We start from the raw sequence: 13,200 nt of genomic DNA on the forward strand, positions 1-13,200 counted from the left end.
CCCACTCTTTCTGTTTACAGTAGAATATAATTAATCGCTTGCTAGTACAGTGCTCTGCATTTAAATTTAGGCTTCATCCAATCTTTCACGAATGTCTGCAATTTCCTTTTCCAGTCTGATTAACTGCTCCTCAGCTGAAGAGACACGTCCCCGAACATACTCAAGCTTGTCCATGTCGCTTTGAATACGTACATAGTCTGACTTTAACTCATCCAATTTAGCTTCTAATGCTTGTTTATTCATCCGTATCACCTCTCTAATAAGTGTAGCCGATTTCCCCTTTGCAAAACAAGACAAATCTAATAATTGCTACATTTGTAAGGAGTTTGTGAAAAGCTTGGTTGTGGGTGTTAAAGATGAAAAACAACGAGGCTGGGACGTTATGTCCCAGCCTCGTTAGAAATCTTTCCCTATTCTATATGAGGGAATCTTCTTTTGTGTCCTTTGATTTCTGGTAAGTCTTATAAAAGTGAACGATAATGGTTTTTATTACCGCGTAGAAAGGTACTGCAAAAAGGATTCCTACAAATCCAGCAATACTACCTGCAGCAAGGATAACGGTGATAACTGTTAGCGGGTGCAAATCAAGCGCGCGTCCCATGACGTTTGGCGAAATAAAATTACTCTCAAATTGCTGAACAACCAGCATCACGATCGAAACCCAAACAATCATAAGTGGGTCTTGGAAAGCACCAACGATGAGAGCTGGCACCACTGCTATAAACGGACCGATAAAAGGGATCACGTTCATCACCATAGCGAATAAGGCAAGCGTCAAGGAATAGTCTAACCTGATGATGAGGTAGCCGATAAATAATAGAACACCTACAGCAAAGCTGACAATTAACTGTCCTTGGATAAAAGCGGTCAGGGTATCATCGATTTTACCAAGCAGACTACGCAGATTCTTTGCTTTTTTCTTTGAAAAAATTTGGGTTACAAATGGTACGAGTCTATCCCCATCTTTTAGCATAAAGAACAGGAAGAATGGTACCAATACAAGTGCTGCAATAACCGAAATTAACTGTCCGATAAAGCCAAACAGGTAATTTAAAACATTTTCGATATGGGACTGCAGATTATCCGTGAAATTGCTAATTGCCGTATCGACTTGTTCAGGGATCATTGTCTGGTTGGATTGCCAATATGTGATCATATCTTGTGCCCAGTCTACCATTTTCGGAATATTGTTTATCAAGTTCTTAAACTGGTTTTGCGCTATGGGAGCTATGTAGATCCACACGAGATATCCCAGTAAAATGAGGACAATGAATACTAGAAAGATAGATACAATTCGATTAATACGAAAACGTTCGAACAAATGCATTAAAGGCTTTGTCAGGTAATAGAGAATTCCTGCCCCAATGAGAGGTAATGCCACAGCACCCAAATATTTGATAACAGGATCAAATACAAAATTCGTTTCGGAAATTAAAAGGATGAGGAGAAATACTAATATAAAGTATACTAAAACCTGAAACCAACGTTTATTTACCAAATCTAACCCTACTCTCGTAATCTAATATATATATTTAAGTTTATCGTTTTATTAACGAAATAGAAAGCGGTATATAAGTTTTATTTTAACCTAAATTCCTTTAGGTTAAACACCTTGTCTATAGGAATAGAATAATTAATAAAAGTATGCTAGAATTTGAACATCTATACATATGTTGGGGGAAAAATGCATGTACAACTGGGAAAAAAATTTTCAAAAGTGGCGTTCTTTTCAAAATCTTGATTTATCTTTGCAACAAGAGCTAACGAATTTGGAAAATGATAAGACAAAGTTGGAAGATGCCTTCTACAAAGAATTAACATTTGGGACAGGCGGAATGCGAGGCATTTTAGGACCTGGAACGAATCGAATGAATATATATGTAGTGCGCAGAGCGGTAAATGGCCTTGCGAATTATCTTTTAAAGAATACCGTGAATGTGAAAGATCGCGGTGTAGTGGTTGCTTATGATTCTCGTTATATGTCACAGGAGTTTGCAGTTGAAACTGCTAAGGTACTTGGGGCACACGGAATAAAAACACATGTTTTTGAGTCGTTAAGACCGACTCCGTTACTGTCATTCGCGGTACGTTACTTTGGCACAGTAGCGGGTGTGATGATTACAGCAAGTCACAACCCTCCTGAATATAATGGTTTTAAAGTATATAATGAGGATGGTGGGCAAATTACACCATCTCAGGCTGAACAAATTATTGAGGAAATCCAAAAGACTGAGGATGAGTTGCTTGTTCCAGTTATGGAAAAGGAAGACCTAGAGCAAGAGGAATTGTTAGATTGGATTGGCAATGAAGTAGATAATGCTTATTTGGAACAATTAAAGCTGATCTCAAAATTGAGTTTAGAAGAACAAGATAGCGAAAAAGATTTAAAAATTGTCTTCACCCCATTACATGGTGCAGCAAATGACCTTGTGGTAAATGGCTTGCGACAATTACAATTTAACCAGCTAGAAGTCGTAGAAGAACAGGCTGTTCCAGACCCAGAATTTTCAACATTAGCTTCGCCCAATCCGGAGGAGCACCAGGCATTTACGATGGCAATTTCCCAAGGTAAGAAAATGGGTGCCGATATTCTGCTTGGAACAGATCCTGATGGAGATCGCTTAGGGGTCGCTGCTAAGGGAGAAGATGGAGAGTATCAAGTGCTAACAGGGAATCAACTTGGAGCATTGCTTCTCGATTATATTTTATCTCACAGCAATCACACTGTCTTAAAGAGCGCACGAATGCTCAAAACAGTGGTCACATCAGAACTAGGAAGAGCTGTTGCAGACGCCTACAATGTGAAAACAATCAATACGTTAACTGGATTTAAATATATTGGGGAGAAAATCCATCAGTTTGACGCAACTGGGGAAACCTTTATTTTTGGCTATGAAGAAAGTTATGGTTACTTAATTAGTAGTATGAGTAGGGACAAAGACGCGGTACAGGCTGCTGTTATGTCTTGTGAAATGGCCTCCTATTGGAAACAACAAGGCAAAACATTGTTGGAAGCATTGGACGTCCTTTATGATCATCATGGTTATTTCCTTGAAGGCATGTCTTCCCTGACCTTGAAAGGAAAAGCAGGTACAGATCAAATTGCTACCATTATGGAAAGCTTTAGAAACGAACCAATGGAGAAAATAGCTTCCTACAAAATTGAAAAGGTAGAGGACTATTTGGTAAGTGAGCGCACTATTCTTGACGGCGAAGGGAAGAAGTCAGAAACCATCGAACTTCCAAAAGAAAACATGCTCAAGTTTATTCTTCACAATGATAGTTGGGTAACGTTACGACCATCTGGTACAGAACCAAAAATCAAATGTTATTATGGAGTTTGCACAGACAGTAGAGAAGATAGCCAGCAAAAATTGGCTGCATTAAAAGAAACAATGGACAATAAAATTGCAGTTATTTTAGATAATGATAAGTAAGATCGTATAGCGAAAACCTATCAGGGCAACCTAAAATGTGTATAAAAATCCGCAAAGAGAAAGCAGTTTTTTCCATAATTAGATATATGGTAGGGTCTATTGTTATTGACTTTTTAGTCATAAAACGTTTTAATAAAGAAAGTAATATTCCTAAAGGGGAGTAGCTGTACAATTTAAGTCGTCATTACGAGAAATATTCTCCGGCTTATTTTGGCAACGGACGTTGTTTGCGAGACCTTTACCACTAACAGGTAAGGGTCTTTTTATGTTCTTATCTGTTGGTAGGATCATAAAAAGGAGAGAAAAAACATGCCAGTAGATTTATTATTGGAATACTTATGGGTACTTGTTGTTTTGATTGGTCTGGAAGGATTATTAGCTGCGGATAACGCATTAGTGCTTGCCATTATGGTAAAACATCTTCCGGAAGAGCAACGCAAAAAGGCATTATTTTACGGGCTGGCTGGAGCGTTTGTGCTGCGATTTGGCTCACTATTTGTTATTTCATTTCTTGTTGACGTTTGGCAGGTACAAGCATTAGGGGCATTGTACTTATTGTTTATGTCGATTAAACATTTGTATGACAAGTTAAAGCCAAAGCGAGAGGTTCAAGAACAAGAAGAATCCGAAAAGGCAAAAGGCAGTGGCTTCTGGATGACGGTCCTTAAAGTAGAGTTTGCTGACTTGGCATTTGCGGTCGATTCTATTTTGGCAGCCGTAGCTTTGGCTGTGGCACTTCCAGCAACGGGGCTTGGAACAATCGGGAGTCTTGATACAGGGCAATTTATTGTTATATTTGCAGGCGGCATGATCGGACTTATCATTATGCGTTTTGCAGCGAATATTTTTGTTGATTTACTTAACAAGCGCCCTGGCCTGGAAATCGCCGCATTCATCATCGTTGGTTGGGTTGGTGTGAAGCTAGCGCTGATCGTGCTTGCGCATGAGGATATTGCGTTGATTCCACATGATTTCCCACATTCTACTTTATGGAAGGCTATTTTCTATGTAGTATTGGTAGGGATTGCGGTTGTAGGTTGGTTTGTCTCTGGACGTACGGTCGAGAAAGTTAAAGATAATACAAATAACTAAGCAAGACGAGAGCAGTCATCTTTCTATAGAGATGACTGCTTTTTTTCGGTATAAGACGTCCTCACGTTTTTTCTTACACCCGAGCTTTTGAGCACCACGAAGGTAGATCGGCTAACAACAACGCCTTTAGCTGGAGCTGGGAGCGGCCACTTGAACTACCTTGCTTACTTCATTCGCTACTAAGCGGACGTTTCACTTAGCTACTCATCTTCTCAATTTGTAATGAATAGTTGTCTGGTAAAATATCTGCTTGCAAAATCCTTTCTATATAGCTTTCGGCAGCCTTGTAATTTGAGAATGTAATGATTTTGTCGTTCTCTGCGAGGTATGCGCGAATCCTGTTTTTTCCTATTACCATCACTTTGAACATGTCGTATCCCTCCTGATTAGTCCTTCCTAAAACACGCAAGCACTTCCAGTCAGACGCCGATGAATATTTTTCTGTATATCACTGCTATCTAAATGAAAATAAAAAAGCCGAGAAGGAAGAAAGATTCCTTTTCGGCTTATCTCTTGGCACTATTGTCCAGACATTCCCACCATTATTTAGTTGGATTTAATATTAATATGACGTATCCTGCGTCATCTGAAAAATCCCAATCGACAAATATGTCATCTATTGTTAAACCAAGCACTGCTTCGAGGTATGGTTTGTTTATTAGGCTTTTTTCTAGTTTCCTTTTAGCTAAGCGAAGCTGTTCATTAAAACCAGAACGTATTAACTCTTGTTCAATCTCCACAAATATTTTATCGCGTTTCGACACAATCGTTCGCGAATTTAGCTTATAAGAATGTAGCTTTTCTGGTACTTTTTGTGCCTGTTCTGTGAATCGGTTAATTTCTTCGTGTATGCCATCCTTTTCTGGATAGTCTTTAAGTCGATTATTTTCATAATTCTCATTTGAAACAAATTCTGCGAAGATAATACCTGTCTTTTTATCTAAGCACCAGTCATAATAAATGCCTTTAACTTGTTCATTTGTTTCCGCAACAATAATGTTTTGAATCTCTGGGATAAGTTTATTCATCAAGGCATCACGTGTTTCTTGTACACGTAATGGATTGTCCTGACTTAATAGCACATTTTCCATTGGGGCTAAAAAATCTCTTAAATACATCGTAATAAAGGGTTTGCCGACACTTACGTATATCGAGCCAGGTCCCTTCCCAAAATTATCACGAAGTAGTTTGCCAATCGTACTGGCTAAAGTGGTCTCTAACGTCTTTTCCATTCGTTTCGTTCCATCCTTCTTTTAGAGGAAGACACATTATATTGCTTTCCCTATTTTTTAGTATAACATTACCCACTATAGAGTGCCAACAAACCTTTCATGTAAAGATTATGTAAATTTTGCTTAACATTAGTAGAAAGTATGGTATTTTTATTTTAACTGTTTTTATAGGAGGTATTTATGAAGAAAGAAAAAAGACAATTAGAAATACTAAGATCCTCGCTAAAGCTTGGCCTTACTTCGTTTGGTGGTCCAGTAGCACACTTGGCATACTTTAAAGAAGAATACATAGATAGACGCAAATGGTTAAATGAAAAACTCTATGCAGACATTATTGCACTATGTCAGTTTCTCCCTGGTCCTGCGAGCAGTCAAGTTGGGATTGCGATAGGAATGATGCGTGGCGGCTTACTTGGAGGAATCGTATCTTGGCTTGGCTTTACCCTTCCATCTGTGCTGATCCTTGTTTTGTTTGCATTGTTTTATCAGAATTTCCAATTAGGGGATACAACTTGGATTGCAAGCTTGAAGGTTGTTGCGGTAGCAGTGGTGGCTCATGCGGTCCTGGGCCTTGGAAGAAAACTTGCGCCAGACAGGCCGAGGATGGGGATTGCCCTTGTGGCCATGCTTATTATGCTAATGTTCCCATCTGCTTTGGTGCAAATAGGGGTCATTGTAATGGCGGCGCTTGTCGGCTATGTAGGCTTCAGAAAGGGAAAGCAGCCTTCTCTATCAACGTTCTCCATTTCTATTACGAAAAGACAGGGTGTTTTATCACTTAGCATACTAGCTTTGCTGCTTGTTGGGCTCCCTATTCTTGCGCAAACTGTGTCAAATGCCTATATTCAACTATTCGACACGTTTTTTCGAGTTGGTTCCATCGTATTTGGTGGGGGACATGTAGTGTTACCGATGTTAGAGCAGGAAATCGTTCCTCCTGGATTTTTGACAGGGAGTGAATTTCTCGCCGGATACGGGATGGCACAAGCCGTACCAGGACCTCTATTTACCTTTGCTTCTTATATAGGTACGACGATGGAAGGAATACTAGGTGCGATTGTCGCAACGGTCGCTATTTTCCTTCCGTCCTTTCTACTGCTCATTGGTGCCTTGCCTTTTTTAAGTGAATTAAGAGGAAAGCAATCCTTTCAGGGTATGTTAATTGGTGTGAATGCTAGTGTTGTTGGTATATTACTTGCAGCCTTCTATAATCCAGTGTTTACTAGCGCGATTCTAAGTAGCCAGCACTTTGCCTTAGCGGTGATTTTATTTGCTCTAATGCAATTTTGGAAAATCCCTGCCTGGGCAGTAGTTGTGATTGGGGTCCTAGGTGGAGAGGTGTTACTCGGTATTCTGTAATCATGAAGCAGATTATTCCCTTGTTATAAAGTTAATTTGGTAGTATGGGAAAAGAGGTGATACTTATGGCAACACATCTATTTCAATTAAAGGCAGATTGGCCTGGTGGAAGAAATAGTGAAGGATTTATTGAAGCAGGGAATCTAAAAACCAAAATTTCTATACCGAAGGAAATGGATGGCCCTGGTATAGGAACAAATCCGGATGAAATGCTTTTAGGAGCAGCTGCCACCTGTTATCTTATAACGCTCGCTGCTATGATCGAACGGTCCAGTCTTCCTTTGAAACAAATGGAGCTTGAATCTGTTGGGTATGTTGATGTAACAGACGGCGTTATAACCTATAAGAAGATTGTCCATAAACCAACCGTGTACCTACAACCTACCGCAACAGAGAGGGAGCAGGAAAAGCTTAGACGGTTAGTTGATAAGGCTGAACAAAGCTGTATGATCTCACGTGCGATTAAAGGCAATGTAGACGTCGAATTAGAACCAACGTTAGGCTAGAAATTAAATGTAAACCGTACGAGATCGAATACCTTCTTAATTCGATTGCTCGTGCGGTTTTTGTCTAAGTGAACTGCTCCCACCACTTCCCACCCTTATGGGTTGCTTGAAGTGGGGGCTTCTTGGGTAATCATCACTTTTGGTAGCTGACGAAATAGACCAAGCTAACCCTCTTGTTCCAAGAGTTTGTATTTTCATTAGGTAGTTGCTAACAAGCGAATGCCTTCTTTTTTGATATTACGTGCTGCATTATAATCTCTATCCAGATTTAGTCCACACGAACAAGTGTATATCCTCACTTCCATAGGCATTGGTTGGGTCTTTCCGCAACTTGAACACGTTTTGGTAGATGGGAACCATTTGTCAATTTTGATAAGGTGTTTCCCTTGTTCTTTGAGTTTGTACTGTAAGAATGAAGTGAACATTCCCCATCCATTATCAGCAACGCTTTTACCAAATTTAAGTGCTTGTGCCATTCCTTTCATGTCTAAATCTTCAATTACGACAGCATCAAATTTAGAAACTAACGCCTTTGATTTATAGTGCAGAAAGTTCTTCCGTTGATTTGCTACTTTCTCTTGAATCTTAGCTACTCGAATACGCTGTTTATTCCAATTTGAAGAGCCTTTCTTTTTACGGGAAAGTTTACGTTGTTCTTTTGCTAATTTTTCAAGCATTAGTCGATAAAATTTAGGGTAATTGGCTTTCTCACCCTCGCTATCGACAAACAACCCATCCATCGCAAAATCTAATCCCACCACTTTTTCAATTTCTTTGCTTTCTATCTCCTTCTCATATTCTGTAAGAATAGAAATATAGTATTTTCCTGATGCACTCATAGATACGGTACAAGATTTTATTTTGTATTCTAATGGTATCTTTCTATGTTGTTTCATTTTAAGGCTTTTCAATTTAGGTAATTTGATATGACCATCCAACAACTGAATATTTCCATTAACGACATTCGTTGTGTAGCTTTGTTTATGTCGTTTACTTTTGAATCTCGGAAATCGAGCATTTCCTTTGAAAAAGGCTTTATATGCCTTATCTAAATTTAATTGTGCGTTTGCCAACGCTAAAGAATCCACTTCTTTTAGCCATTCGTATTCTTTTTTGAATTTAGCAGGAGTAGGATGTTTTACCTTTTTCCATTCTTCTTTATTCTCTTTTAAGGTTTCATACGTTTCTTTTCGTTCTGCTAACATTTTATTATAAACAAAGCGAACACAACCAAAGGTCTTTCGTATAACGAATTCCTGTTCTTTTGTTGGAAAAAGTCGAAACTTATATGCTTTATGTTGTTTAGCCATATCAAATACCTCACTTTATCCCTTGATTTTCAATGTATTTTTTCACCACTTCAATAGGAGAACCACCAGTCGTTAACAAACAAAAACTTCTTGACCAAAACATTTCTTTCCATAACTTTTTACGAACATGAGGAAAGTCCTTCTTGATAAGTCTTGAACTGGCACTTTTATAGGCATTGATAAATTTCGATAATTCACTGTTGGGTTGTGCTTTGAACAAAATATGAACATGGTCCATATCGTGGTTCCATTCCACCAATGTAATATTATATTTTTCACATAAAGACACAAATTTATCTTTAGCATAGTCTGAAATCGTATCATCTACTACTTTTCTTCGATATTTCACAACTAACACAAGGTGGTAATGCATTAAGAATACTGAATGATTATTGCTGTCTAATTTCATTGTATATCATTCCTTATACTTTATACGACTGATTATACCATGTTAAGGGAAAAGCTAGAAGAAAAGGCCTCTGGGCTATCGCCCAAACGAAATTCATCTCCCCCTTACCGTTGGGATATGCCCTTCACACGCTTGAAGAAGGGAGACTTCTTTCGTAAATACGTTAAAGTACTACATTTAATGTATTTTTCTCTCATTCCCTTTTAGCCATTTTGACAATGAAATTAATCCCTTGACACTTTGTATGATGCATTGTATCTTATTAAAGCATACTATTTTTATCGGAATTATATATAATATAACGTACGATAGAAGATCCGTCTGCATAGACTGGATTTAGGTAATTACCTAACTACATACATATCGTAGTTAGAGGATAACTAAAACAGGAGGAAAAGGAGGCAACAAAATGGATGTTTTATATATTGTATTAAACATTGTCGTGTTATTAGCAATCATCGGTTTACTTATTTGGATGCAAAAAAAGCATTTTTCTTTTACAAAACGCGTATTTACTGGTTTGGGATTAGGAATAGTGCTAGGTACGGTGTTGCAATTAATTTATGGTGCTGGCTCAGAGGTGCTTACCGAAACAACGGGTTGGTACAGTATTGTAGGTAGTGGTTATGTACGATTACTAATGATGATCGTTGTTCCACTCGTTATGGTTTCCATCATTCAGTCGATTATTAATCTGGAAAAAACAGCAGAGCTTGGTAAAATGTCTGCTTGGATAATCGGGACTTTAATTTCTTTAACAATGGTTGCAGCATTGGTCGGAATTTTAACAGCTACAGTTTTTGATCTTAGTGCTGAACAAATTGAAGCAGGTCAGGCAGAGAGTGAACGTGGTTCTATGCTTGAGGATAGGCTAGGTGATGTAGAGGCCCAGTCAACTCCAGATAAGATTCTTAACTTTATCCCATCAAATATCTTCCTTGATATGACAGGGGAGCGTTCCACTTCCGTTATTGCAGTGGTAATCTTCTCACTTATTGTGGGAATTGCAGTGCTCGGGGTAAGAAGAAAGAATCCGGAACAGGCAGAAACATTTACTAAAATTGTAAACTCATTTTACGCAGTCGTTATGCGTATCGTTACACTGATCTTACGACTTACGCCATTTGGTATTCTTGCATTAATGGCAAATACGGTGGCAAGTACAGACTTTGCTGGAATAATAGAATTAGGTAAATTTGTGATAGCTTCTTATGTTGCATTGGCTGTCATGTTCATCATTCATCTCGTACTTGTAGGTGTATTCGGCTTAAATCCAATGGTTTATTTACGAAAAGTAATACCTGTATTAGGATTTGCCTTCACGTCTCGTTCAAGTGCTGGTACGATTCCATTAAATATTCAGGCTCAACGAAACTCGCTTGGTGTAAATGAAGGTGTGGCAAACATGTCAGCATCCTTCGGGGCAACAATGGGGCAAAATGGTTGTGCTGGTGTATATCCTGCCATGCTTGCTGTTATGATTGCGCCGACTGTGGGAATTGATCCATTAGATCCAATGTTCATTCTACAGCTTGTGTTAATTATAGGTATTAGTTCATTTGGTATCGCTGGAGTTGGTGGTGGTGCAACCTTTGCAGCACTAATTGTACTATCTTCTATGAATATGCCTGTTGCGCTTGCTGGTTTGTTAATTTCTGTAGAGGCCTTAATTGATATGGGTCGTACAGCGCTTAACGTTAACGGTGCAATGGTTTCTGGAACGATTACTTCACGAATCATGAAAACTTTAAACCTTAAAACGTACAATGATAAAACCGCAATTGAAGAAAACACATCATTGTAATATAAAAACTGTTAAGTAAATTTAAAGCGAGAGCCGAAAGATCATTACGAATGGTCTTTCGGCTTTATTTATTTCACATTAGGAAAGTATAAAATTTTAGCTAGGAAGCAATAACGACGTAGTTAAAATTTTGAAGTCCCAAGTATAAGAAAAACGAATACATTGCTAAAAGACGAGCGAATGCGAGTTTTTCTAATCAGGTAAACAATGTAAGAATCGATTCAGTTTGTTGTTCCTGCTTGGCAAGTTGATAATTGGAAAAAGGGCAACCAAGTTCTTTTACGCGTCCCGGAACATTGTTTATCGTAAATTGCTCGGGTGATAGCCCATCCTTGACCTCATTCCAAAAGAGGGGAGTGGCAACGGTCGCCTCTGCTGTTTTACGTGTAGAGTATGGCGCAATTATGGTCTTATCTTTTCCATGCTGAACATAATCAATGTATAGACGCCCGCCACGATTTTTCTTCATTCTCTCCGTAGTAAAGCTTTTTGGTTGGGCTTTTTCAATTGTCCAGGCCATTGCCTGTGTAAAAAGGGCAGTCTGTTCATAAGACATACTTTTCTCAGGAAGCGGAATGTAAATCTGAAGCCCTTTGTTTCCAGATGTTTTTACAAACGATATCAAGTTAAGCTGATCAAGTAGTTCTTTAAGTAAGCTAGCTGCTTCAATGGCAAGCGGAAAACTATTTCGATCTGGTGGGTCCAAATCAAACACAATTTCAGCAGGATATTCTGAAGCCCGTTTTTGAAACGGGATATGGTATTCTACCGTGCCATGATTGGCGTACCACATGAGTGAATCAAGCCCTTCACAAGTTAGGAGAAATTCATTATCCCCAGCGGGTATTCGCTCTATAAAATCAGGCGCGTATTCTGGAAGGTGTTTTTGGTAAAAGAAATCCTCCTCCACGCCATCAGGGGACCGAATGATCGTTAAGGCTCGCTCCTTTAAGAAGGGGAGCATATAAGGCGAAATCTCCCTTACATATGTGAGCAAATCCCCTTTTGTATATCCTGGTTTAGGCCAAAAGGTCTTATCCGTGTTCGTCAGTTCGATCGTTTCAGGGAGCATTGCCATGTCCAGTTTTAATCGTTTTCTCGTCATTGCAGAAGGTTGCTCAAGTGGGAGAAGGGAAGCGAAGGCCGGTTCGCGAAGCTCATTTTTGTATAAATCTAAACTGTGAATCTGGGCACAAATAGCTGGCGGGAGATGATAGAAAGCACCTCTCTTTTCGCCATTTGTAAGAAACAATTCTTTCAATGTGCGAAAATCTGTTTCTCTCAGTCCATGGGCACATTTCCCAATTTCGGTTACATCGTCCTCCTCTTGATATATACCAATGGAAAAGTAGTTATTTTGTGAATCGTATGTGGTAAGAAATCCATGCAGCTTTCGCCAATTTTTAATTTTATACCAATCACGATGGCTTTTTCCGACTTGATACGTGCTATTTTTTCGTTTTGCAATCAGTCCTTCCCCTTTATGGTCAAAAAGAATATCCCATAGTTGCTTTGGATTAGAATGAGCGGGAACGTAGGAAAGTGTCTTGCCTTTGCCTATCTGCTTAAAAACAGTAGCAAGGGTTTCCTTTCGCTTCATTAGCGGTTCCTTCTCTATTGAAGTCCCATGCAGACCAAGGATATCAAATGCGAGGAAAGAAGCTGGTCGCTGTTCTGCAGCCTGCTTTATCCTTGTGGGGTCTTTTAATCGACCTCGTTGTTGAACAAGCGCAAAATTTGTCTGGTAATCAGTATTTAATACGACAAGTTCCCCGTCTAGAATGAGTGGGAGAAAATTAGCGACAGTTGACTCATGCTTTAAGCAAAATTCTACAATTTCAGGAAAGCTGTCTGTCAGATTTTTTCCGTTTTTACTTGTTAGTCGAATCCTGTCCTTCTCCCAATGTATCACACAACGAAAACCATCATATTTTATCTCATACAGCCATTCTTCGCCTGTTGGTATATCTGAGCTTGCTATCGGTTTCATTACGGCCATTTTCCCAACCCCTCTTTCCTAATGGATGAATGCTTTTTATCTCGGTGCAACC

The 13,200-nt window shown here is 39.0% G+C and carries 12 protein-coding genes; 5 read left to right on the forward strand and 7 right to left on the reverse strand.

The annotated features are described in order from the left end of the window. Positions 1-66: 66 nt before the first annotated feature. Positions 67-243, reverse strand: coding sequence for an SE1832 family protein (locus tag K3T81_RS01800; RefSeq protein ID WP_238017846.1), 177 nt, complete (start codon positions 241-243; stop codon positions 67-69). 172 nt (positions 244-415) lie between these two features. Then, positions 416-1,498, reverse strand: coding sequence for an AI-2E family transporter (locus K3T81_RS01805; protein ID WP_238017848.1), 1,083 nt, complete (start codon positions 1,496-1,498; stop codon positions 416-418). Between the two features lie 190 nt (positions 1,499-1,688). Here K3T81_RS01805 and K3T81_RS01810 point away from each other — a divergent pair, with 190 nt between their 5' ends. Together K3T81_RS01810 and K3T81_RS01815 are read left to right on the forward strand one after the other, a co-directional pair. After that, the gene (locus tag K3T81_RS01810) at positions 1,689-3,437 is read left to right on the forward strand and encodes a phospho-sugar mutase (protein WP_238017850.1); all 1,749 of its coding nucleotides are present in this window, start codon (positions 1,689-1,691) and stop codon (positions 3,435-3,437) included. A gap of 309 nt (positions 3,438-3,746) precedes the next feature. After that, positions 3,747-4,529 carry a TerC family protein gene (locus K3T81_RS01815; protein WP_238017852.1) on the forward strand — a complete coding sequence of 261 codons (783 nt, stop codon included), beginning with the start codon at positions 3,747-3,749 and terminating at the stop codon, positions 4,527-4,529. A 196-nt stretch (positions 4,530-4,725) separates the two neighbouring features. On the opposite strand, the gene K3T81_RS01820 is transcribed toward K3T81_RS01815, so the two are convergent. After that, positions 4,726-4,899 carry a hypothetical protein gene (locus tag K3T81_RS01820; protein ID WP_238017853.1) on the reverse strand — a complete coding sequence of 58 codons (174 nt, stop codon included), beginning with the start codon at positions 4,897-4,899 and terminating at the stop codon, positions 4,726-4,728. 172 nt (positions 4,900-5,071) lie between these two features. Next, on the reverse strand, positions 5,072-5,761 hold the full coding sequence (locus tag K3T81_RS01825; protein ID WP_238017855.1) for a Na-translocating system protein MpsC family protein: 690 nt from the start codon (positions 5,759-5,761) through the stop codon (positions 5,072-5,074). Between the two features lie 180 nt (positions 5,762-5,941). Here K3T81_RS01825 and chrA point away from each other — a divergent pair, with 180 nt between their 5' ends. Further along, positions 5,942-7,120: a chromate efflux transporter gene (gene chrA, locus K3T81_RS01830; protein ID WP_238017857.1), complete on the forward strand. Its 1,179-nt coding sequence runs from the start codon at positions 5,942-5,944 to the stop codon at positions 7,118-7,120. A gap of 65 nt (positions 7,121-7,185) precedes the next feature. Continuing rightward, entirely contained in the window at positions 7,186-7,626 is a 441-nt protein-coding gene (locus tag K3T81_RS01835; RefSeq protein WP_238017859.1) for an OsmC family protein, read from the forward strand. 197 nt (positions 7,627-7,823) lie between these two features. On the opposite strand, the gene K3T81_RS01840 is transcribed toward K3T81_RS01835, so the two are convergent. Continuing rightward, complete coding sequence (locus tag K3T81_RS01840) at positions 7,824-8,936, reverse strand: RNA-guided endonuclease TnpB family protein (RefSeq protein WP_238017861.1); 1,113 nt, start codon at positions 8,934-8,936, stop codon at positions 7,824-7,826. A gap of 10 nt (positions 8,937-8,946) precedes the next feature. After that, a complete protein-coding gene (gene tnpA, locus K3T81_RS01845) occupies positions 8,947-9,345 on the reverse strand; it encodes an IS200/IS605 family transposase (RefSeq protein WP_119575137.1) in 399 nt (132 codons plus the stop codon). Between the two features lie 409 nt (positions 9,346-9,754). Here tnpA and K3T81_RS01850 point away from each other — a divergent pair, with 409 nt between their 5' ends. After that, positions 9,755-11,149 carry an L-cystine transporter gene (locus K3T81_RS01850; protein WP_238017863.1) on the forward strand — a complete coding sequence of 465 codons (1,395 nt, stop codon included), beginning with the start codon at positions 9,755-9,757 and terminating at the stop codon, positions 11,147-11,149. A 196-nt stretch (positions 11,150-11,345) separates the two neighbouring features. Here the strand turns inward: K3T81_RS01850 and K3T81_RS01855 are convergent, their stop codons facing one another. Further along, a complete protein-coding gene (locus tag K3T81_RS01855) occupies positions 11,346-13,148 on the reverse strand; it encodes a DNA ligase D (protein WP_238017865.1) in 1,803 nt (600 codons plus the stop codon). Between the last annotated feature and the right edge of the window lie 52 nt (positions 13,149-13,200).

This window comes from Oceanobacillus jordanicus (assembly GCF_022095695.1).
In the GTDB taxonomy this organism is placed as follows: domain Bacteria; phylum Bacillota; class Bacilli; order Bacillales; family Amphibacillaceae; genus Oceanobacillus_B; species Oceanobacillus_B jordanicus.

Coding starts and splice junctions, on each gene's coding strand:
- K3T81_RS01800 (WP_238017846.1), bottom strand. CDS start 243: ATGAATAAACAAGCATTAGAAGCTAAATTGGATGAGTTAAAGTCAGAC.
- K3T81_RS01810 (WP_238017850.1), top strand. CDS start 1,689: ATGTACAACTGGGAAAAAAATTTTCAAAAGTGGCGTTCTTTTCAAAAT.
- K3T81_RS01815 (WP_238017852.1), top strand. CDS start 3,747: ATGCCAGTAGATTTATTATTGGAATACTTATGGGTACTTGTTGTTTTG.
- K3T81_RS01820 (WP_238017853.1), bottom strand. CDS start 4,899: ATGTTCAAAGTGATGGTAATAGGAAAAAACAGGATTCGCGCATACCTC.
- K3T81_RS01825 (WP_238017855.1), bottom strand. CDS start 5,761: ATGGAAAAGACGTTAGAGACCACTTTAGCCAGTACGATTGGCAAACTA.
- chrA (WP_238017857.1), top strand. CDS start 5,942: ATGAAGAAAGAAAAAAGACAATTAGAAATACTAAGATCCTCGCTAAAG.
- K3T81_RS01835 (WP_238017859.1), top strand. CDS start 7,186: ATGGCAACACATCTATTTCAATTAAAGGCAGATTGGCCTGGTGGAAGA.
- K3T81_RS01840 (WP_238017861.1), bottom strand. CDS start 8,936: ATGGCTAAACAACATAAAGCATATAAGTTTCGACTTTTTCCAACAAAA.
- tnpA (WP_119575137.1), bottom strand. CDS start 9,345: ATGAAATTAGACAGCAATAATCATTCAGTATTCTTAATGCATTACCAC.
- K3T81_RS01850 (WP_238017863.1), top strand. CDS start 9,755: ATGGATGTTTTATATATTGTATTAAACATTGTCGTGTTATTAGCAATC.
- K3T81_RS01855 (WP_238017865.1), bottom strand. CDS start 13,148: ATGGCCGTAATGAAACCGATAGCAAGCTCAGATATACCAACAGGCGAA.